Raw genomic sequence first — 22652 nt, 5'->3', positions numbered from 1 at the left:
CAAAAACTTGGAGGACATTATGGATATCAAAGAACAGATTCATGGATTATCAGAAGAAATGATAGAAAATCTGGGCAAACTGGTTGCCATTGATTCGCAGTTGGCAGAGGCAAAGGAAGGCAAGCCATTTGGCGAAGGACCGGCAGAGGCGCTTCGTGTGGGACTTGAGATCGCAGAGGGACTGGGCTTTCGCACCGTCAATCTCGACAATTACTGTGGTTATGCAGAAATGGGCGAGGGGGATGAGATCGTTGGTATCGCAGGACATCTGGATGTGGTCCCGACCGGCGGTGACTGGACATACGATCCTTTTACCCTGACGCGTGATGGCGACTACATCTATGGCCGCGGAACGACAGACGATAAGGGACCGGTCATCGAGGCACTTTACGCTATGAAACTTTTGCGTGATTCCGGTGTCAAGTTGAACAAGCGTGTGCGTCTTATCATGGGATGTAATGAGGAGACCGGATCGAAATGTATGGAGCATTATAATGAAGTTGAAGAAGAACTTTCCTGTGGCTTTACGCCGGATGCAAGTTATCCGTGCATCCATGGGGAAAAAGGACATATGGAGATGATGGCATATTCCAAGCATACCAAGATCCTTTCCATGAATGGTGGGTTCGTCTCAAATGCAGTATGTGATTCCTGTACGACCGTGATTCCGGCAAAGGATGGCTTGAAGGACCGTCTGGAAAAGGTTCTGGCAGAGACCGATCTGCAGGAATATAAAGTAAGCCAGGAAGGCGACAGGATCACGATCTTTGCCAAGGGTGTACCGGCGCACGCGTCTACACCGACACTTGGAGTCAATGCAGCGGCAGTTACCTGTCAGAGTCTGGCAGAAGCAGGCTTTGAGGATGACTTTGTGACCTTCTACAATAGCCATTTAGGCACAGCGTGTGACGGCGCAGGCGTTGGGCTCAAGTTTGCAGATGAGTACGGAGATCTGACCTTCTGCAACGGTATCGTGAAGACTGAGGACGGTGTCATTTCCTGCACCATCGATATCCGTGTGCCTGTGACTTTAAAGGCAGACCGGGTACGTAGTATGTGTCAGGGACATCTGGAAGATGAAAACGGACGCATTGAGATCCTTGAGATCGGGGATCCACTTTTCTTCCCGAGAGAATCTCCACTGGTCGAGGCTCTTTACAAGGCATATGTGGATGTGACCGGGGACAGCGAACACCAGCCTATGGTCATCGGCGGCGGCACTTATGCCAAGTCCTTAAAGAATATTATTGCCTTCGGACCGGAGAAATTGGGTGTGGATTATCGCATCCATGGTGCAGATGAGTATATTCTGGTATCCGGCATGGAAGAAGCCGTATTGATCTACATGGAAGCGATCAAGAATCTTCTGGCAATCTAAATCATAAAATTTGTCAAAAAAATGCATTTTCTAATTGCGAAAGAGCAGACTGCCATATATAATAATATTCGGAAATAAAGTTACATACTTTTAGATAAGAATACATTTATATAGATTGAGATAGCAAATGAGAACAACATATACATACAATGAAGGAATCAACTTCCTTCGGGCAGTTTCCATCTTGGGGATCGTGCTTTATCATATCTTTCCATTCGCCATGAAGGGAGGCTTTCTTGGCGTCTGCTTTTTCTTTTTAATATCGGGGTATCTGGCGGCAAAGAAAGGTCAGATCGACTGGGATAATGAGAGTTTTCACATTCGTAAATATTATATCAAAAAAGGGCTACGCATATATCCGGCACTCTATATCATGGTCATGGCGGTCATTGCCTTTTTTACCGTCTTTCATCAGGAATTATTATTAGGGGCAAGAGAGGAAGCGGCAAGTATCTTTCTGGGTTACAACAACTGGTGGCAGATGCTGACGCAGGCATCCTACTTTATGAAGATCACGGAACACTCGCCATTTACCCACCTGTGGTATCTGGGGGTGGAAATGGAACTCCTGGTCGTATGGCCACTTCTCTTTTTACTTTATAAAAAATGGATCGAGCCGCGTCTGGGCAAAGGGGCGATCTGGCTTTTTGTCCTACTGGCAGTTGCCTCTGTACTTGCCATGGGACTGATGTACCATGCAGACAATGTCAATCGTGTTTACTACGGCACGGATACACGTGCTTTTTCCTTCTTGATCGGCGTGGTCTTAGGCCTCAAGGAAGATGACTGGAATAAAAAAGGCAACATCCTCTTTCAGGGGGACAATGGGCGGGCTCTTTTTTTCGTATCTTTATTGGTGACGATCGCCTTGTTTGTACTTGTCGAAGGTGAGCAGGCATGGCTTTACCGTGGCGGTATGGCGCTGATCAGCCTGTTTTTTGCCTTTATGGTCTATGTGATGAACCAGTGCGATTTTACGACAACAGCACTGAACCGGAATAAGGTCCTGCAATGGATCGGCAGACACAGTTACTGGATCTATCTCTGGCATTATCCGCTTCTCTTTATTATCAACTTACAGCATATCTTTTAGAAATGGGGTGCGTAGCGATGAAAGATAAGAAGTATTACAAAAAGGTAGCCATTGGGATCGTGGTCGGTATCATTTCCGCGATCGCGATCGTGGGCTTTATCAAGGCTCCGTCCAAATCTTCCGATCGTCTGGCGGAAGATCTGCAAAAGGAGTTCAAAGCCAACCAGAAGATGTTAAAGGAGCAGGATGCAGCCAAGCAGACCAGCGCCGATCAGGATACATCCGACAGCAAGGATGCCAAGGAGGAGAGCGGACCAAAGATCACCTGTGTTGGCGATTCGGTTATGTTGGGAGCCGCACCGGAATTGATGCAGGCGATCCCGGATGGTGTGATCGACGCCAAGGAAAGCCGGCAGGCAAGGGACGGCGTGGAGATCTTAGAAGGTCTGAAAGAAGAAAATAAATTGGGCTCTACCGTAGTGATCGAACTGGGCACCAACTGTTATTTCAGTCAGGCGACCGGGCAGGAGATCATTGATTATCTGGGAAAAGATACCAAGATCTACTGGGTCACGGTCTATGGCAAGTATTTGCAGGATCAGGAGCGGACAAACGGTGTGATCCGCCAGTTGGCAAAGGACAACAAAAATGTGGAAGTCATTGCCTGGGATGCCTTAGGGGCAGAGAACCCGGACTGGTTTTATAATGACGGCATCCATTTGAATGGAGCAGGACGCAGTGCATATGCAAAGATGATCTGCAATGCGCTTGGAATCGAGACGACGGATGTCGACTTCTCACAAACGCAGACGACGGACAATGCAGGCGAATAAAAAGCACCATAAGGAGCATGTATGAATTACGAACATGAGGTGGTCGTGCCACGAGCGGGCATGCCGTTTAAAATTGATATTTTTGAAGGAGCGGGCGGCAACTACACCAGAGAGCCGCATTGGCACAATTCGGTGGAGATCTTTGCCATTTATGAGGGCAGCCTGGTCTTTATCCTGCGCGAAAAAAAGATCCGGGTCGAGAGCGGTGAATTTATCATCATCAACACCAACGAACTCCACTCTATCCGTGCGGAGAAAGCCAATCTGGCGGTCTATGTGCAGATCCCGATCAGTGAATTCAAGAATTACTTGACTGCCGATCATTTTATCTCTTTCCACAAAAAGGGAAAGGGGGCTATGGCAGATCTGGATCCGGCGCAGATGGAGGAGAATGAGAAAAAGATGATGACCCTCATCCGTAATATCTACGATCTGACCGGTACGGATGTGCCGGGGCATGAATATGAGATGTTGCGCGATTACTATGCCATGATGCAGTTGCTGGTGACCGTCTATCGCCAGGAGGAGGCAGACGATCTTTTGTACCGGTCTTCCAAGGCTTTGCAGAGATTATCGCCGATCACGGAATATATCAAAAAGCATTATGCGGAGGATATTTCCCTACAGTCTTTGGCGGAGCAATTTGGCTATTCCATCGAACATTTATCCCGTATGTTCCAAAAATACGCCCAGATCAATTATAAGTCCTATCTGTCCGGCATCCGTTTAGAGCATGCCGTGGAGGAGATGGAGAAGGGTGATAAGACCATCAGTGAGATCGCGACCCAGGTCGGATTTTCGGACAGCCGTGCCTTGGCAAAGGCATTTCAGAAAAAGTATGGTATGCTGCCGAGCGAGTACAATCGGAAAAATCGCGGGCAAATGTCAAAAAATTGATATGTACCAATCAAGTATAAAGTCGAGGAAAATCATTTCTTTTGATACAATAAGGATGTAGTTTCAGTGCATGAAATTACATCCTTTTTTGCAAAAAACAATGGTAAAAGTATTAAGAAATATTGGAGGGTGAAACAATGACAAATATTCCAGAAGCAAAAATTGGTGTGGTAGCAGTCAGCAGAGACTGTTTCCCGGAGAGCCTGTCTGTTTCCAGACGAGAAGCTCTGATGAAGGCAGTACATAGTAAGTATCCGGATTTGGATGTTTACGAGTGCCCGATCTGTATCGTTGAGAGCGAGATCCATATGGTACAGGCGCTGGAGGACATCAAGAAGGCAGGATGCAATTCTCTGGTCGTATATCTTGGAAACTTCGGACCGGAGATTTCAGAGACCTTGTTGGCAAAGCATTTTGAAGGACCAAAGATGTTCATTGCAGCAGCAGAAGAACACGGCGATAGCCTTTTGGACGGCAGAGGCGACGCATATTGCGGTATGCTCAACGCAAGTTATAACTTACGCCTGCGCGGCATCAAGGCTTATATCCCGGAGTATCCGGTAGGCGACGCAGAGGACTGTGCAGATATGATCGCAGAATTCGCACCGATCGCAAGAGCCGTTGTAGCACTTTCTGACTTAAAGATCATCAGTTTTGGACCAAGACCACTCAACTTCTTGGCATGTAATGCACCGATCTATCAGTTGTATCAACTGGGTATCGAGATTGAGGAGAACTCAGAACTGGATCTGTTTGAAGCCTTCAATAAGCATGAAGGGGATGAAAGAATCCCTGCTGTTGTAGCAGACATGGAAGCAGAACTTGGCGCAGGCAACAAGAAGCCGGAGATCCTTGCCAAGTTGGCACAGTATGAGATCACCTTAAAAGACTGGATCGAAGAGCACAAGGGCTATCGCAAGTATGTTGCCATCGCAGGCAAGTGCTGGCCGGCATTCCAGACCCAGTTTGGATTTGTACCATGTTATGTAAATAGCCGTCTGACCAAGCAGGGTATTCCGGTTTCCTGCGAAGTAGATATCTACGGAGCACTCAGCGAGTTTATCGGTGCTGTGATCAGTCAGGATGCTGTTACCCTTTTGGATATCAACAATACCGTACCAAAGGATATGTACGAAGAAGATATCAAGGGCAAATTTGACTATACCTTACAGGATACCTTTATGGGATTCCACTGCGGCAATACCGCTTCCAACAAGTTATCCTTCTGCGAGATGAAGTACCAGAAGATCATGGCAAGAAGCCTTCCGATCGAGGTGACCAACGGTACCTTAGAGGGAGATATCGCACCGGGAGACATCACATTCTTCCGTTTGCAGTCAACTTCCGATGCCAAACTCCGTGCCTACATTGCACAGGGCGAAGTTCTTCCGGTAGCAACCAGATCTTTCGGATCCATCGGTATCTTTGCCATTCCTGAAATGGGCAGATTCTATCGTCATGTATTGATCGAGAAGAACTTCCCACATCATGGAGCCGTTGCTTTTGGTAATTACGGTAAGGCTTTATATGAAGTATTCAAATATATCGGTGTTCCGGTAGAGGAGATTGGATACAATCAGCCAGCCGGTGTACGTTATCCTACAGAGAACCCTTTTAAATAGGAGATAAAGATGTTATTTATTGGCGTAGATCTCGGAACATCAGCAGTCAAGTTGCTGCTGATGGACGAGACAGGAAAGATATTAAAGATGGCATCCAAAGAATACGGACTTTCCTTTCCGCATCCGGGATGGTCAGAGCAGGATCCGCAGGACTGGTACAGCCAGTCCATCGCCGGTCTGAAAGAATTATTAGCCGGTTGTGACAAGTCACAGGTGGCAGGAATCAGTTTTGGCGGACAGATGCATGGTCTGGTGGCACTGGATGACAAGGATCAGGTGATCCGTCCGGCGATCCTGTGGAATGACGGCAGGACGGCAAAGCAGGTGGCATATCTGAATGAAGTCATCGGCAAGGACAAATTATCTGCCTACACGGCAAATATTGCTTTTGCGGGATTTACGGCTCCAAAGATCCTCTGGATGAAGGAGGAGGAACCGGAGAACTTTGCTCGCATCGCCAAGATCATGCTGCCAAAAGATTACCTGGCATACCGCCTGAGCGGTAGTTTTTGTACCGATTATTCGGATGCTTCCGGTATGCTGCTTTTAGATGTCAAAAACCGCAAGTGGTCAGAGGAGATGCTTGCGATCTGCGGTATTTCTCAGGAGCAGTTGCCAAGACTTTATGAGAGTTATGAGGTCGTAGGCACCCTGTTTCCTAAGGTGGCAGAAGAACTTGGCTTATCTTCGGAGGTCAAGGTCATTGCGGGAGCAGGAGATAATGCGGCGGCGGCTGTCGGTACCGGCACGGTAGGCGATGGGGCTTGCAATATCTCACTTGGTACTTCCGGTACGATCTTTATTTCCAGCGATCAGTTTGGCGTGGATGAGAAGAATGCCCTGCATTCCTTTGCTCATGCCAATGGCAAGTATCATTTGATGGGCTGTATGCTTTCCGCTGCATCCTGCAATAAATGGTGGATGGATGAGATCTTACAGGAAAAAGATTATGTCGCAGCCCAAAAGGATATTAAGACTCTGGGACAAAATCATGTCTATTTCCTGCCATATTTGATGGGAGAGCGGTCACCGCACAATGACCCGCTTGCCAGAGCATGCTTTATGGGCATGACCATGGATACAGGCAGAGCCGATATGATCCAGGCAGTTTTTGAAGGTGTGGCATTTGCCATGCGTGATTCTTTGGAAGTGGCACGGAGTCAGGGGATTGACATCAAGCGCACCAAAATCTGTGGTGGCGGTGCCAAGAGCCCACTCTGGTGCAAGATCATGGCAAATGTTTTGAATTTACAGGTAGACCTCTTGGAGGTTGAAGAAGGTCCGGCACTGGGCGCTGCCATGCTGGCAGCCGTCGGTTGCGGTGCTTACGGATCCGTAGAAGAAGCGGCAGATGCGATCGTGCGCGTAGCAGATACGATCTCACCGGAGCCGGCATTGGTGGAGGCATACGAGAAACGTTATGCGACCTTCCGCCAGATTTACCCTGCATTAAAGGAGATTTTTCCTCAAGTCTGATTTTGTATAACAATCACTCTCCTTTAAGTTGATAATTGATAAGTAGCAGCGACAGAGCCAGAAATGGCTCTGTTGTTGCGTTTTTTGCTTTGTCTGATATAATGGGAAAATGATGAAAAAAATAGGAAAAGTGGTGGGGCTGGCTCTTGGTGTCCTTGTAGTCCTTTACGGAATGTTCCGTCTGGGCGTACACGTCGTACAATATCCACCGGCACCCCATGTAAAAGAAGGAAAAATACACATTGCCTGTGTCGGTGACAGTATCACCTATGGGGCAGGCGTTTTAGGGCATCGGCGCAGTCAGTCTTATCCGGCATATTTGCAGGAAAATTTAGGCGAAAAATATCAGGTCTTAAATTATGGACTCAGTGGACGGACCCTTATGGATGAGGGGGATGTCCCTTACCGCAGTGAGAAACTATATCAGAAAAGTCTGGATGCTAAAGCAGACATTTATCTGCTCATGCTGGGTACCAATGATGCCAAGGATTACCAGTGGGATGAGGATGCTTATGCCAAAGAGATCAAGGATTTTGTGGAGGCATATCAGACCGTGGCACCGCAGGCAAAGATCTATCTCATGCAACCACCGCAGGCATTTTCTACGCAAAAAGACGGCAGTATCAAGTATGGCATACAGGATGCGGTCATCGGTGGGCAGATGTATGAGATCATCGCGGACACGGCAGAGCAGATGGGCGTCGGCTATATTGATCTTTATCAGTTGACCAAAGACCACAGCGAATGGCTGCCGGATGGGATCCACCCCAATGCCGAGGGCAATAAAGCCATTGCAGATTATATTTATGAGTGTATAGAAAAGCAGTAAAAGAGGAAAACAAATGAAACAGGGAATTATATTTGATATGGATGGAACACTCTGGGATTCTGCCGAACAGGTGGCAGCGTCCTGGACACTGGCTTTGCACCAGTGCGGCTATGCGGATGTCATTGTGACAAAAGAGGATATGTACCGCACCATGGGACGGACCATGGATAAGATCGCTGAGATGCTCTTTCCTTTTACTCAGGGGAAAGAGCGGGAAGACCTGCTTGCGACCTGTTGTGCCGTGGAAAATGATTATCTGCGCCAACACGGTGGAAAACTTTATCCGGGCTTGCGTCAGACTATGGAAACTTTGCAGAAAGCAGGCTATTATCTTTATATTGTAAGCAACTGTCAATCCGGTTATATCGAGGCATTTTTGGACTACTTTTCTTTTCATGACCTCTTTGAGGATATCTTGTGCTTTGGCGATAATGGCAAGCCAAAGGGAGAAAATATCCGTTTATTATGTGAAAAAAATCATCTGGATACTGCGGTTTATGTGGGAGACATCCAGGGAGACTATGATGCGACCATGCAGGCGGGACTGCCTTTTATCCATGCAGCCTATGGATTTGGACAGATCGATCATCCGGTAGAAAAGATCGACGCATTGATGGATCTGCCGGAAGTTATGAAAAAGATGGGATAGGAGCCAATATGGAATTACAGGACAAATATAAAAAATTACAGGACTATCTGCGGGACTTGGGAAGCGTTGCTGTGGCATTTTCCAGCGGTGTGGATTCGACCTTTTTACTTGCCGCAGCCATCGATACTTTAGGAAAAGAAAATGTCATGGCAGTGACTGCATCCTCCTGCTCTTTCCCGGAGAGAGAGTTAAAAGAAGCGCAGGCATTTTGTAAGGAGAGAGGCATTCGCCATGTGATCACAGCTTCTGAGGAATTAGACATTGACGGCTTCCGTCACAACCCAAAGAACCGCTGTTATCTTTGCAAGCATGAATTGTTTGAAAAGATCCTTGCTATTGCCGGGGAAAACCATCTGGCAGCCGTTGTGGAAGGCTCCAATATGGACGATAACGGAGACTATCGTCCGGGATTGCTTGCCGTGGCAGAACTGGGGATCAAGAGCCCACTTCGGGCAGCAGAACTGGATAAAGAGGATATCCGTGCCTTATCCAAGCAGATGGGTCTGCCGACCTGGGACAAGCAGTCATTTGCCTGCTTATCTTCCCGCTTTGTCTATGGGGAGACCATTAGTGAGGAGCGTCTTGGTATGGTAGATAAGGCGGAGCAGTTACTTCTTGATATGGGCTTTCATCAGGTGCGCGTGCGTATCCACGGAGAGGGGCAGGAGACCATGGCACGAATCGAGGTTCTGCCACAGGAGATCGCACTTCTGGTAGAAGATGCCAAGCGTGAAAAAATCTATTCCTATTTCAAGGGGATCGGATTTGCCTACGTGACACTGGATCTGGGCGGCTACCATATGGGCAGCATGAATGTAGGCATTACAGAAAAAGAGAAGCAGATATAATTGTACAATATGCATAAAAATAAAAAATGTAATTTGTGATACATATATAAAAGAGAGAAAAATATTTTGGGTATTACGAAGACAAAAAATTTATGCTACACTAAGCGCAATTAATGGTAGTTGCAGTGGGAACACGAGACGAAAGTTTCATGTTCCCATTTTTTTATGCACTATTATGCACTTATTAGAAAAGAGAAAAAGGAGAATTATTATGCCAAAGAATAAGTTTCAAGATGTAGTATTTACCGCCATTATGGCGACGATCATGGTCTACGGTATGGTTGTTTACAACGTAGCCCTCAATACCGGAGATGTCAGCGGGACAACCTTTGTTGCTGCTTTACATGAACTGCCGATCATGGTACCGATCGCTTTTATTTTAGAGTTTTTTGTTGTCGGAAAGATTGCCAGAGGTCTGGCATTTTCTGTGATGACACCACAGGATCGCCCACAGTTCATCACCTATGCGATCTCCATCTGCATCTGCTGTATCATGTGTCCGACCATGAGTCTGATCGCAACCTTCCTGTTCAAGGAGCCAAGTTTTGGTACCTGGATCAAGACATGGGCAATGAACTTCCCGATGGCGATCTGCTGGCAGATGTTCTACTGCGGACCATTGGTGCGTCTGATCTTCCGTCTGATCTTCGAGCGCAAGCAGGTTGAGGAAAAAGTAGAAGAAGTTATGGTAGAAGGGAATTAGAAAGAATTTCTAAAAAATTGATGTAAAAATAATACAAAAATCGTAGGAATTATACTTTTATCCATGAAAAAAATCGGTTATGATACAAATGGTTGTATATAGCCGATTTTTTGACTTTAAAATACATTAAGGGATAGATTATGGAAGCATTGGAAAAGACATGGCAGGAAGTCCTGTCTATGGAAAAAGATACTTATACTTTGGTTGATACCAGGGACGAACTGTCCTTTGCCTATGGCAATATACCGGGCAGTATCAATCTCTCGGAGGAAGCCCTTTTAGCAGAGGCTGACCAGTGGAAGGACAAGACGCTGGTCTTGTATTGTAAAAAGGGAGAACACAGTTTAGAGGTAGCAGGACATCTGCGCGAGGCGGGATGGCAGGAGGTCTATAGCCTAAAGGGAGGTTATCTTGGCTGGCTCATGCAGCGGATGCAAACGGAGGATGAGACAAGCCAGCCGGAGATCACGACCTTTGACATCGAGCAGAGTCTGCGTAAAAAGTTTAAAAAGACCATCTGGAGCAAGTTTACCAAGGCAGTCCGTGAGTATGAACTGGTGCAGGAGGGCGATAAGATCGCTGTCTGTATTTCCGGCGGTAAGGATTCCATGCTCATGGCAAAGTTGTTTCAGGAATTGCAGCGCCATCACAAGGTAAACTTTGATCTGGTATTTCTGGTCATGGATCCGGGATATAGCAAGGAAAACCGTGCTATTATCGAGAATAATGCTAAGAAACTGGGCATTCCGATCACGGTCTTTGGGTCAGATATTTTTGATGCGGTCTTTGAGATCGAGAAATCGCCATGTTATCTGTGCGCGCGTATGCGCAGAGGGCATCTCTACCACAAGGCACAGGAACTGGGCTGCAACAAGATCGCTCTGGGACATCATTATGATGATGTGATCGAGACTATCCTTATGGGCATGCTTTACGGGGCACAGATGCAGACCATGATGCCAAAACTGCACAGCACGAATTTTGAGGGTATGCAGTTGATACGTCCGCTTTATCTGGTGCGTGAGGATGACATCAAGAAATGGCGTGACTACAACCATCTGTATTTCCTGCAATGTGCCTGCAAATTTACAGAGACATGTTCTTCCTGTCAGGATAACGGACAGAACAATTCCAAGCGTCTGGAAGTCAAAAATCTGATCCGCGAGATGAAAAAGACCAATCCTTATGTGGAGGGTAATATCTTTAAGAGTGTGGAAAATGTAAACTTGAGCACGGTCATCGCCTACAAAAAAGACGGTGTAAAGCATCATTTTCTGGAAACTTATGATGATGCGCCAGTTGTAAAGAGGGAAGATAATGAAAGCGAATAAAAAAGAAGTTGATATGATCCATGGACCGCTTCTTGGCAAGATGATCGCCTTTACGATCCCTGTGATCTTATCGGGTGTGCTGCAGCTCCTATTTAATGCAGCGGATATTATTGTTGTCGGGCGTTTTGCTGGGAATGAGTCACTGGCAGCCGTAGGTTCGACCTCCTCTTTGATCAATCTTTTAGTCAATCTTTTTATGGGGCTGTCTGTCGGTGCCAATGTGACGGTCGCCTTTTACTTTGGCTGTGACCACAGGGAAAAGGTGCGGGATACCATTCATACGAGTATTACACTTAGTCTTGTGTGCGGCGTATTTTTAAGTATCTTTGGTATGCTGACATCCCATCAACTCCTGGTCTGGATGGGATCGCCGGATGATGTTATCGGTCTGGCAACGACCTATCTGCAGATTTATTTCTTAGGTATGCCGGCGCTGCTTACCTACAACTTTGGCGCTGCCATCCTGCGTGCGATCGGCAATACCAGGACGCCACTGTATTTTTTGATGGCATCCGGCATTGTGAATGTGGTATTAAATCTGGTGCTTGTTATTGGATTTTCCATGGACGTTGCAGGCGTTGCAACCGCGACGGTCGTTTCCGAATACATTTCTGCGGCACTGGTGCTTTACTATCTGCATAAGCAGAGCGATGTCATGCATTTTTCTTTCAAATATCTGGGGATCAAGACGGATGTTTTGGGACGAATCATCCGGATCGGACTTCCGGCGGGAATCCAGGGAACGGTATTTTCCCTGTCAAATGTTGTGATCCAGTCTGCCATCAATTCCTTTGGCAGTACGGTCATTGCGGGCAATTCCGCAGCCAGCAACATCGAGGGTTTTGTCTATATGGCAATGAATGCGGTATCGCAGACGGCAGTTACCTTTACCAGTCAGAACTTTGGCGCGGGCGACAAGGGACGTATCAAAAAGGTCATGTTCCTCTGTCTTGGTATCGTGGTTGCCGTAGGGCTTATCACTGGGGAGAGTGCTTATCTTTTCGGCAGACAACTTTTACATATTTATACCGATAGTCAGCCGGTCGTAGAGGCGGGACTGGTGCGTATGTCTTATATCTGTACCACTTATTTTTTGTGTGGTATGATGGATACCATGGTGGGATGTTTACGAGGCATCGGCAAATCCATTTTGCCTATGATCATGTCCATTGTTGGGGCTTGCGGACTGCGTCTGGTCTGGATCGCAACGATCTTTCAGATACGCCATACAGAGGGGATTTTATATATGGCGTATCCGATCACCTGGGCGATCACGCTCAGCGCACATATCATTACTTATGTGATCTGTTTTAAGCGGATGCGGTATAAGAATTTCTAGGGGAAGACAGGCAGATAAGAGATAATTGGGAACGGTTTACAATGAAAAATAAAGCACAAAAGAATGGGTATAAACACACACTGCAAAAGCGGTTTCTGACACTTTTACTGGTCAGCATCATCTTGGCATCCGGCATGATCGGCGGTGCCGGGATCGCCAGTGCGCAGCGGGTCATCAATGAGGATTCTTCACAGATCATGAATCTGCTCTGCGAACAGAAGGCGAGCGAGATCAATCTGATGTTAAAAGAGATCGCCAGTTCGGTCGACATGGATTATTCTTATGTTTCCAGAAGGCTTTCACAGGATAGGTCTATGTGGAACGATACGGAATATATGGAAGATTATATGCAGCATGTGCATGACGAACTGGATAATACGGCACGCAACACCTCTGCCGCAGTTTCTATTTATATGCGACTGAATCCGGATATTTTCCGGACGACGCAGGGTGTATTTCTGGTAAAGAATGCCATCGGAAAGTTTACGGAACGGGCACCGACCGATATCCAGGCATACGATCCGACCGACCGTGAGCATGTGGGCTGGTACTATGAGCCGATCGAGCAGGGACAGGCGATCTGGATGGAGCCGTACTACAACCAGAATACCCGTGTCTATATGACATCCTATGTTATCCCTATTTACCGGGATGATACGCTGATCGGTGTGATCGGTATGGATATCAGCATGGAAAAATTACAGGATTCGGTCAAAAATCTTTCGGCTTATGATACCGGGTATGCCTTTTTGGTTTCCGATGACGGAGATTTGGTCTATCACAAGGACTATGAAAACGGGATCACGGTCGATCAGTTTGACGATAATCTGACGCAGGTTCACGACATCTTAGATACAGAGCGCATAGAGGGAAAGATCTATTCCTATACCTGGAAGGGAGCATCCAAGCGCCTGGTTTACAAAAAACTGACCAATAACATGTATCTGGTCTTATGTGCACCGGCATCGGAGATTGATGTTTCGCGCAATAGCCTTGCCATGCAGTGTCTGGTGATCCTCTTTGTCGTGCTTTTGATCGCGTCGATCGCGGGCATACATATGGTGCACCGCATCACAAAGCCTTTGCGTGGTCTGACAGAGGCTGCCAAACAGGTGGCAGGCGGCGATTGGAATGCCAAGATCGAGGCGGGCGGTCAGGATGAGGTCGGCGTGCTGGCAACGACCTTGCAGAATACTCTGGAGCAGTTGCGTCACAATGTGGAGGTTGCCAATTATATGGCAGATCGTGATACTTTGACGGGACTTTATAACCGCTATTATATGACGCAGTTCTGCGGCAAACATATGATGGAAGGAGAAAAAGAGGCAGGGGTCCTCTACTGTGACCTGAATGGGCTCAAATATATGAATGACCACTACGGACATGCAAGGGGCGATCAGATGATCATGGAGGCGGCAGATCAGATCCGCCAGTGTTTCCCGATCGACATGTGCTGTCGTATGGGCGGGGATGAGTTTGTAGTCTGTGTATTCGGACGCAGTGAAAAGGATTTTCGCAAGCAGGTGGAAGAATTGCGCAGCAAGATGTGCTTGGGTCAACTGGCATCAGCATCTATCGGCTGGTGCTGGTGTGAGGAGATAGAGGATTTTGATGCCATGATGACAGAGGCTGAAAATGCCATGTATCAGGAAAAACAAAAGTTTTATGAGCAGCATCCAAAGCAGAAGCGATAGGAGGAAAAGGAAATGGAAAAATTTGATCTGTTGACATTGGGAGAGGTCTTGCTTCGCCTTTCACCAAAGGAAAATAAAAGAATCGTAAGAAGCACAGAATTTGAAAGTCACGTGGGCGGCGCGGAATTAAATGTCGCATCCGGGGTTTCCCTCTTGGGACTGCATACCGGTATTATTTCTAAACTGCCGGCAAATGCGATCGGGGAACTGGCAAGAAGTAAGGTGCGTTCCATGAATGTCAGCGATGACTATCTGGTATGGGATCACACGGAGGATGCAAGACTTGGTGCTTATTTTTATGAGAGTGCTACCTTCCCTAGAAAACCGCAGGTGGTCTATGACCGAAAGCACAGTTCCATCACCAGGATCTCGATCGACGAGTTCACGGAGGATATGTATAAGTCTACCCGGTGTTTCCATGTATCCGGCATCACCTTAGCACTTTGTCCGGAAGCAAGGACTTGTGCCATCGAAATGATCAAGCGTTTCAAGGAGGCAGGGGCCCTGATCTCCTTTGATGTCAACTTCCGACTCAACTTATGGACAGGAGCCGAGGCAAAGGCATGTATTGAGCAGATCCTGCCATATGTGGATATCTTTTTCTGCTCTGAGGATACGGCGCGCCTGACCTTTTTAAAGGAAGGATCCCTAGAAGACATCATGCGCTCCTTTACCGCTGAGTATCCGATCCAGATCGTGGCATCCACCCAGCGTGTGGTACACAGTCCAAAGCAGCACAGTTTTGGCTCTGTGATCTACGAGGCAAAGAGTGATACCTTCTATACCGAGCAGCCTTATGAGAAGATCGATGTAGTTGACCGCATCGGCAGTGGGGATGCTTATTGTGGCGGTATGCTATATGGCCTGCTTTCTTCCGATATGGATTGCAGGAAGGCACTTGCTTTTGGTAATGCCTGCAGTGCTATCAAAAATACCATTCCGGGAGATCTGCCGTCATCTGATCTGCATGAGGTGGAATATGTCATTGCAGACCACAACGCAAAAGGTCCTGTTTCGGAAATGAACAGATAAGAATATTTGAACAGACAAGGCTTTCGTACATGGGTGCGGAAGCCTTTTTCTTTCGCAAAAAATAAATAGTGTCCTCTTGACATATACCCCATAGGGGTATATAATCCAGACCGTAGGGACGTTCCTTTTGCCACATGGAGTGTCCCTACGGTCTGCTACAATCCGAAGAAAGGAGAAAGAGATGGAAGAAAAGATGGAAAATACCTGTCCGCACTGCAGTTCTTGTAATAAAAAAGTGCGCGATGAGAAAGAATATAAAGATATGATGAACCGTTTGAGCCGTATTGAAGGTCAGGTGCGAGGGGTCAAAGGCATGGTGGAAAACGATGCCTATTGCGTGGATATTTTGACCCAGGTCAGCGCGATCACATCTGCTCTCAATAGTTTTAATAAAGTTTTGCTTGCCAACCATATCAAGACCTGTGTGGCAAATGATATCCGGGAAGGCAAGAATGAAAAGGTGGACGAACTGGTCGTTACCTTACAGAAATTGATGAAATAAGGAGGACAGACATGCAAAAATATGACGTAACGGGAATGTCCTGCGCGGCATGTTCGGCGCGCGTAGAAAAGGTCGTGCGAAATGTGGACGGCGTGACGGATGTAGCGGTCAACCTGTTGACCAATTCCATGAATGTGGAAGGACATGCGGATAGCGGAGCCATTATCGCAGCAGTCATAGAAGCCGGTTATGGTGCATCCTTAAAAGAAGATGGACAGGGAGGACAGGCGCAGGCTAAGAGTGGAGCAAGTGAAGCCGACCAGTTGGCGAGCACACAAAAGAAAGCCTTTCGTACTTTGCGCAACCGCCTGATCGCATCCCTTTGCTTTTTATTGCCGCTCATGTATGTTTCTATGGGACATATGATGTGGGGCTGGCCTTTGCCATCTTTTATGGCAGGCAATCATGTGGCAATGGGCTTGTATCAGTTGCTTTTGACGGTGGCGGTCATGGTCATCAATCAAAAGTTCTTTATCAGCGGCTTTACCAGCGCATGGCACAAGTCTCCCAATATGGATACCCTGGTAGCCATGGGAGCGGGCGCATCGTTTGGCTATAGTGTCTACGCCCTTTTCGCTATGACCGGGGCACAGATGGCAGGCGATATGGACGGCGTTATGAAGTATCTGGATTCTTTCTATTTTGAATCTGCAGCCATGATCCTGACCTTGATCACGGTCGGAAAGATGCTGGAGGCATATTCCAAGGGAAGGACGACCGATGCTCTGCGTGGGCTGATGGAACTGGCACCAAAACAGGCAACGATCCTTGTGGATGGTGCAGAGAAAAAGGTGCCGATCGATCAGGTCAAGGTGGATGATGTCTTTGTGGTACGTCCGGGCGAGAGCATTCCGGTGGATGGCGTGATCCTTTCGGGACAAAGCGCCATTGATGAATCCGCGATCTCCGGTGAGAGTATCCCGGTAGACAAAGAGGTGGGCGATGAAGTGACGGCTGCGACCATCAATGCTTCCGGTTTTATTACCGCAAAGGCTACGCGTGTCGGCTCGGATACCACACTTGCCAAGATCATTCACATGGTCAGTGATGCATCGGCAACCAAGGCACCGATCGCCAAGGTGGCAGACAAGATATCCGGTATTTTTGTCCCGGCAGTCTTAGGTATCGCTCTGGTGGCATTTTTGATCTGGCTTGCTGTCGGACAGACCTTTGGTTTTGCACTTTCCCGTGCCATTGCCGTACTGGTGATCTCCTGCCCGTGTGCGCTTGGACTGGCAACGCCGGTAGCGATCATGGTCGGCAACGGTGTCGGTGCCAAGAAGGGCATCCTCTTTAAGAATGCAACTTCTCTGGAACAGGCAGGTAAGACGACAACAGTTGTCTTAGATAAGACAGGTACGATCACTAAGGGTCAACCAAAGGTGACTGATATCGTACCGCAGGAAGGCATTTCGGCAGAGGAATTACTGGCACTGGCGGCATCCTTGGAAAGCAAGAGCGAACATCCGCTTGCCAAAGCAGTGATCGCCTACGGAGAGGCACAAAACATTGTCTCGGATCCGGTAGAGGGATTTGAGAGCATGGCAGGCAATGGTTTGTCGGGGCTGTGGCGTGGCAAACGCATTTACGGTGGCAAGGAAGAATTTATCGCACCGCTTGCCAAGGACTCTTTTTCTGCTTTTGCAAAGAGCCATGAGATCGAACTTTTGGCAAAGCAGGGAAAGACACCGCTCTTTTTCTCCAGCCAGGATCAATTTTACGGTATGATCTGTGTGGCAGATGAGATGAAAGAGGACAGTCCGCAGGCGATCGCAGAACTGAAAAATATGGGCGTGCATGTCGTCATGCTGACGGGTGACAGGGTAGAGACAGCCCAGGCGATCGGAGCGCGTGCAGGCGTAGACGAGGTCATCGCGGGGGTTCTGCCGGATGGCAAAGAAGAAGTGGTCCGCCGCTTCTCTCAAGATGGTCACGTCATGATGGTAGGCGATGGTATCAATGATGCCCCTGCTCTGATGCGAGCGGATGTTGGTGTTGCCATTGGCGCAGGTACGGATATTGCCATAGATGCCGCTGATGTGGTGCTGGTCAACAGCCGTCTTACGGATGTGGCAGCCGCCATCCGCTTGAGCCGTAGAACGCTTCGGAATATCCACGAAAACCTCTTTTGGGCATTTTTCTACAATGCCATTGGTATTCCGTTGGCAGCCGGACTCTGGTATCCGTTTACCGGATGGGAGTTAAACCCGATGTTTGGTGCGGCGGCAATGAGCCTTTCCAGTTTCTGCGTCGTGACCAACGCCCTGCGTTTGAATTTTGTCGATATTTACAGTACCGAGCGGGATAAAAAAGTCAAAGGACAAAAAGCAAAATCGCACGTTACAGAAGCGCAAGATACTGTTATAATAGAAGACAAGACAAAGGCGGATCAAAAAGAAAAGATAGATAAGGAGAATTCTGACATGGAAGAAACATTAAAAGTTAAGGGAATGATGTGTGCACATTGCGAGGCACACGTAAAGGAAGCACTGGAGAAGATCGACGGTGTGACCGAGGCAAAGGCAGATCATGAGGCATGCGAGGTCGTGGTCAAGATGAGCGCACCGGTAGCCGAGGATGTGCTTGCTGCCGCAGTAAAAGATGCCGGATATGAATTTGAAGGAATAAAATAAAAAAATGCCGCAGTCTTTGATCGGACTGCGGTTTTTTCATAATTTTTTACCGGAAAATATAGAAAGGAAAGATGTAAAAGATGATAAACGAAACTTACAAGGCGATGTTGGGCGGCAAATCCATCATCCGTGAATTGAGTGAATACGCGACAAAAAGGGGAGAGAAGATCGGGTATGACAATGTTTTTGACTACAGTCTGGGCAATCCCAGCGTGCCTTGTGCCGAGGATTATACCAAGGCGATCATTGACATGCATGAGACCATGAATCCCATGGAATTGCACGGTTACAGCCCATCTACCACCATTCCTTCGGTGCGCAAAGCGGTCGCAGAGAGCCTGAACCGGCGCTTTGGCATGCAGTACGGCATGGAACATATCTTTATGACGAGTGGTGCAGCAGGCGCATTGGCGCATGCCCTGCGTGCGGTTACCAAACCGGGCGACACGGTGCTGACCTTTGCACCATTTTTCCCGGAATATACACCTTACGTTGAAGGAACCGGGGCAAAGTTAGAGGTTGTGCCGGCACATACCAAGGATTTCCAGATCAATTTTGAGGCTTTTGAGGAAATGCTGACAGGGGACGTGATGGCGGTGCTCATCAATACACCAAACAATCCGTCCGGTATCGTCTATTCGGAGGAGACCATAGAGCATTTGGCAGATCTTTTGCGTCAAAAGGAAAAGGCATTCGGACATGAGATCTTTTTGGTCAGCGATGAACCATACCGCGAGATTGCCTTTGATGGAAAAAGCGTGCCGTATCCGAGCCGCTATTATGACAACACGCTCTCCTGCTATTCTTTTTCCAAGAGTCTGAGTCTTCCGGGCGAGCGTATTGGTTATGTGGCAGTCAATCCAAAGGCGGTGGATGCAGATCTTTTAGTGCCAATCATGGCGCAGATCAGCCGTGGAACCGGACACAACTGTCCGTCATCTTCGGTGCAACTGGCTGTGGCACGCGTGTTGGATGAGACAAGTGATCTTTCCGTTTATGAGACCAATATGAATCTTTTGTATGATACCTTGGTAGACCTGGGCTTTACGGTGGTGCGTCCGGGAGGTACCTTTTATATTTTCCCAAAGGCACTCGAGGAAGATGCTAATGTCTTTTGCCAGAAGGCAAAGGAATACGATCTGATCCTGGTGCCGTCTGATAATTTTGGTGTGCCGGGGTATTTCCGTATGGCTTACTGCATTGATACGGAAAAGGTCAAGAGGAGCATTCCGGTATTGCGCAGATTTGTAGAGGAGCAATATCCGGATCGTTAGAAGGAATTTTGCAATTATATGGTTTATGGTGGATAGACAAAAGATAGGAGCAGGCAGATGCAGGATACGACAATCAGTTTGTGCATGATCGTAAAAAATGAAGAAAGGGTGCTGGCAAGGTGTCTGGATTCCGTCGCAGATCTTGTGGATGAGATCATTATTGTAGACACAGGATCGACGGATGCGACAAAGGAGATCGCCGCACGCTATACCGAGCAGATCTACGATTTTGTCTGGCAGGATGATTTTGCGGCAGCCCGTAATTTTTCCTTTTCTAAGGCAAGCATGGATTACATCTATGCGCCGGATGCGGACGAGGTCTTAGACGAGGAAAACCGGCAGGCTTTTCTGAAACTGAAAGCGGCACTCCTGCCGGAAGTTGAGATCGTGCAGATGAAGTATCATACGGTGACGGACTATAATACAGTCTTGAATGCCAAGATGGAATACCGTCCGAAACTCTTCAAACGCCTGCGGACATTTACATGGATCGATCCGGTGCATGAGACGGTGCGTCTGGATCCGGTCATTTTTGACAGTGATATCGTGATCAGTCATATGCCGGAAAATCTACACAGTAAGCGGGATTTTTCTATTTTTACCAAGGCAATCGCAGGGGATGGCGGGCTGTCGGATAAGTTGCAGCGGATGTATGCCATGGAATTGTATAAGACCGGGGATATTCTTGATCTTATGGATGCATGTCCTTATTTTTTAAGGATCTATGAGACAGAGAGTCAGACAGATAAACGCTCGCGCGCTGCTGCTATCCTGCTTCGGACATATCGCAGGCTGGGAGGGGAGCGGGACTTTTTCAAGATCGCCATCAAAGAGATGACAGATAAGCCATCCAGTGAGATCTGCGCAGAATTGGGTGATTACTATAGCGATGCCGGTGATGCGAAAGAGGCGGCTCTCTGGTACTACAATGCAGCCTATGAATCCGAGGCAATCCTGGATGTGCATGCGGGCAGTGACCGTGCACTGGAGGGACTGGTAGCGTCATACGAGGAAGTGCTTGCGCAGGAACTTTCCGAGGAGGAGCGGGACTATTTCATGGAATCCCTCTTGCAGGCGAAGCGGGCGCTGGAAGAAATAGAGGAATAAATGGACACCGGAGATGATCCGGTGTCTTTTCTTATACAAAAATATTGTAATTCGTGGCATAAGGTGGTAGTATAAAAGTATGGTAAATTTTTAACAATCTTGTGAGGAGGTTACGGAAATGGATTTTTCGCAGGAGTATCAGAGCAAACTAAAAACGGCAGATGAGGCTGTTAAAGTTGTGCAGTCGGGGGACTGGGTAGATTATGGTTGGTGTACGGGAACACCGGATGCCCTGGATCGGGCATTGGCAAGACGTACGGATGAATTGCGTGATGTCAAGGTGCGCGGTGGTATCTTATTAAAGCCACTGGCTATCTTTGAACGAGAGGATGCAGGGGAGCATTTTTGCTGGAACTCATGGCATATGGGAGGTTTGGAGAGAAAACTCATTGCCAGAGGCTGCGCATACTATAGCCCGCTTCGCTATTCTGAACTGCCACGTTATTATAGAGAGAACATTCAGCCGGATGACGTTGCTATGTTTGTTGTTGCACCAATGGATAAGCATGGTTACTTCAATTTCGGACCGAATGCATCCCATTTGATGGCGATTTGCGAAACGGCAAAACATATCATCGTTGAGGTCAATGAGAACATGCCTCGTTGTCTTGGCGGCATGGAAGAAGGCATACATATTTCCCAGGTGGATGCGATCGTGGAAGGAGAAAACCCTGCAATCGGTGAACTCGGCGGTGGTGGTCCTGCAACCGATATTGATAAGGCAGTGGCAAAATTGATCGTGGATGAGATCCCGAACGGCGCTTGTCTACAACTTGGTATCGGTGGTATGCCGAACGCGGTTGGATCCCTGATCGCCGAATCGGATCTGAAGGATCTGGGCGTGCATACAGAAATGTATGTGGATGCTTTTGTCGATATTGCGCGTGCGGGCAAGATCAATGGATCCAAGAAGAATATTGACCGCTTCCGTCAGACATACGCATTTGGTGCCGGCACGAAAAAAATGTATGATTATCTGGACGAAAATCCGGAATTGATGAGCGCACCGGTAGATTATACGAACGATGTGAGAAACATTGCTAAACTGGATAATTTTATTTCAATCAACAATGCAGTTGATTTTGATCTGTTTGGACAGATCAACGCAGAGTCTGCGGGAACCAAGCATATCAGCGGTGCAGGCGGACAACTGGATTTCGTTATGGGTGCATATATGTCACATGGTGGTAAGAGTATCGTATGCTGTTCTTCCACCTTTACCAGAAAGGACGGCACCGTGGAATCCCGTATTCAGCCGACATTGGCACCGGGATCCATCGTTACAGATACCAGAGCCAACACGCACTATCTGGTAACCGAATATGGCAAGGTCTGCCTCAAGGGATTGTCGACATGGGAACGAACGGAGAAGATCATTTCCATTGCACATCCGGATTTCAGAGACTGGTTGATCGAAGAAGCCGACAAGATGCATATCTGGAGAAGAAGTAACAAGTAGAGACAATAATGGG

General features: G+C 47.7%; 18 protein-coding genes and 1 pseudogene. All 19 read left to right on the top strand.

All coding sequences use genetic code 11. The annotated features are described in order from the left end of the window. Positions 1-19 precede the first annotated feature (19 nt). The 19 genes and pseudogenes from DW183_RS01110 to DW183_RS01020 all read left to right on the top strand — a co-directional run bounded on the left by DW183_RS01110 (position 20) and on the right by DW183_RS01020 (position 22639). On the top strand, positions 20-1378 hold the full coding sequence (locus DW183_RS01110) for a M20 family metallopeptidase (protein ID WP_199649391.1): 1359 nt from the start codon (positions 20-22) through the stop codon (positions 1376-1378). Between the two features lie 127 nt (positions 1379-1505). Further along, positions 1506-2471: an acyltransferase family protein gene (locus DW183_RS01105; protein WP_118280254.1), complete on the top strand. Its 966-nt coding sequence runs from the start codon at positions 1506-1508 to the stop codon at positions 2469-2471. Between the two features lie 17 nt (positions 2472-2488). Then, positions 2489-3244, top strand: a complete 756-nt coding sequence (locus tag DW183_RS01100; protein ID WP_118280253.1) for a hypothetical protein — start codon at positions 2489-2491, stop codon at positions 3242-3244. Between the two features lie 21 nt (positions 3245-3265). Then, on the top strand, positions 3266-4141 hold the full coding sequence (locus DW183_RS01095) for a helix-turn-helix domain-containing protein (RefSeq protein WP_118280252.1): 876 nt from the start codon (positions 3266-3268) through the stop codon (positions 4139-4141). Between the two features lie 137 nt (positions 4142-4278). Beyond that, on the top strand, positions 4279-5763 hold the full coding sequence (locus DW183_RS01090) for an L-fucose/L-arabinose isomerase family protein (protein WP_118280251.1): 1485 nt from the start codon (positions 4279-4281) through the stop codon (positions 5761-5763). A gap of 9 nt (positions 5764-5772) precedes the next feature. After that, entirely contained in the window at positions 5773-7239 is a 1467-nt protein-coding gene (gene xylB, locus DW183_RS01085; RefSeq protein WP_118280250.1) for a xylulokinase, read from the top strand. A 109-nt stretch (positions 7240-7348) separates the two neighbouring features. Next, positions 7349-7984, top strand: a pseudogene (locus tag DW183_RS01080) (GDSL-type esterase/lipase family protein); the annotation flags it as partial. A gap of 97 nt (positions 7985-8081) precedes the next feature. Then, positions 8082-8717, top strand: coding sequence for an HAD family hydrolase (locus tag DW183_RS01075; RefSeq protein WP_118280248.1), 636 nt, complete (start codon positions 8082-8084; stop codon positions 8715-8717). An 8-nt stretch (positions 8718-8725) separates the two neighbouring features. Further along, complete coding sequence (gene larE / locus DW183_RS01070; RefSeq protein WP_118280247.1) at positions 8726-9565, top strand: ATP-dependent sacrificial sulfur transferase LarE; 840 nt, start codon at positions 8726-8728, stop codon at positions 9563-9565. Between the two features lie 211 nt (positions 9566-9776). After that, a complete protein-coding gene (locus DW183_RS01065; RefSeq protein WP_118280246.1) occupies positions 9777-10268 on the top strand; it encodes a DUF2798 domain-containing protein in 492 nt (163 codons plus the stop codon). 140 nt (positions 10269-10408) lie between these two features. Continuing rightward, positions 10409-11599, top strand: a complete 1191-nt coding sequence (locus tag DW183_RS01060; protein WP_118280245.1) for an ATP-binding protein — start codon at positions 10409-10411, stop codon at positions 11597-11599. Continuing rightward, positions 11586-12938 carry an MATE family efflux transporter gene (locus DW183_RS01055; RefSeq protein ID WP_118280244.1) on the top strand — a complete coding sequence of 451 codons (1353 nt, stop codon included), beginning with the start codon at positions 11586-11588 and terminating at the stop codon, positions 12936-12938. The genes DW183_RS01060 and DW183_RS01055 overlap by 14 nt, the downstream gene beginning before the upstream one ends. A gap of 41 nt (positions 12939-12979) precedes the next feature. Continuing rightward, positions 12980-14632, top strand: a complete 1653-nt coding sequence (locus DW183_RS01050; protein WP_118280243.1) for a diguanylate cyclase domain-containing protein — start codon at positions 12980-12982, stop codon at positions 14630-14632. 12 nt (positions 14633-14644) lie between these two features. Continuing rightward, complete coding sequence (locus DW183_RS01045) at positions 14645-15664, top strand: sugar kinase (protein ID WP_118280242.1); 1020 nt, start codon at positions 14645-14647, stop codon at positions 15662-15664. Between the two features lie 181 nt (positions 15665-15845). Beyond that, on the top strand, positions 15846-16166 hold the full coding sequence (locus DW183_RS01040; RefSeq protein ID WP_118280241.1) for a metal-sensing transcriptional repressor: 321 nt from the start codon (positions 15846-15848) through the stop codon (positions 16164-16166). Between the two features lie 11 nt (positions 16167-16177). After that, positions 16178-18799: a heavy metal translocating P-type ATPase gene (locus DW183_RS01035; protein WP_118280240.1), complete on the top strand. Its 2622-nt coding sequence runs from the start codon at positions 16178-16180 to the stop codon at positions 18797-18799. An 80-nt stretch (positions 18800-18879) separates the two neighbouring features. After that, positions 18880-20073: a pyridoxal phosphate-dependent aminotransferase gene (locus DW183_RS01030; RefSeq protein ID WP_118280239.1), complete on the top strand. Its 1194-nt coding sequence runs from the start codon at positions 18880-18882 to the stop codon at positions 20071-20073. 57 nt (positions 20074-20130) lie between these two features. Further along, positions 20131-21180, top strand: a complete 1050-nt coding sequence (locus tag DW183_RS01025) for a glycosyltransferase family 2 protein (RefSeq protein ID WP_243069484.1) — start codon at positions 20131-20133, stop codon at positions 21178-21180. A gap of 118 nt (positions 21181-21298) precedes the next feature. Beyond that, on the top strand, positions 21299-22639 hold the full coding sequence (locus DW183_RS01020; RefSeq protein WP_118280238.1) for a butyryl-CoA:acetate CoA-transferase: 1341 nt from the start codon (positions 21299-21301) through the stop codon (positions 22637-22639). Positions 22640-22652: the final 13 nt, after the last annotated feature.

Source organism: Roseburia sp. AM16-25 (assembly GCF_003473825.1).
Classification (GTDB): domain Bacteria; phylum Bacillota; class Clostridia; order Lachnospirales; family Lachnospiraceae; genus Pararoseburia; species Pararoseburia lenta.
Note: the sequence above shows the minus strand (reverse complement) of the source record. Positions and strands in the feature narration are given on the sequence as shown.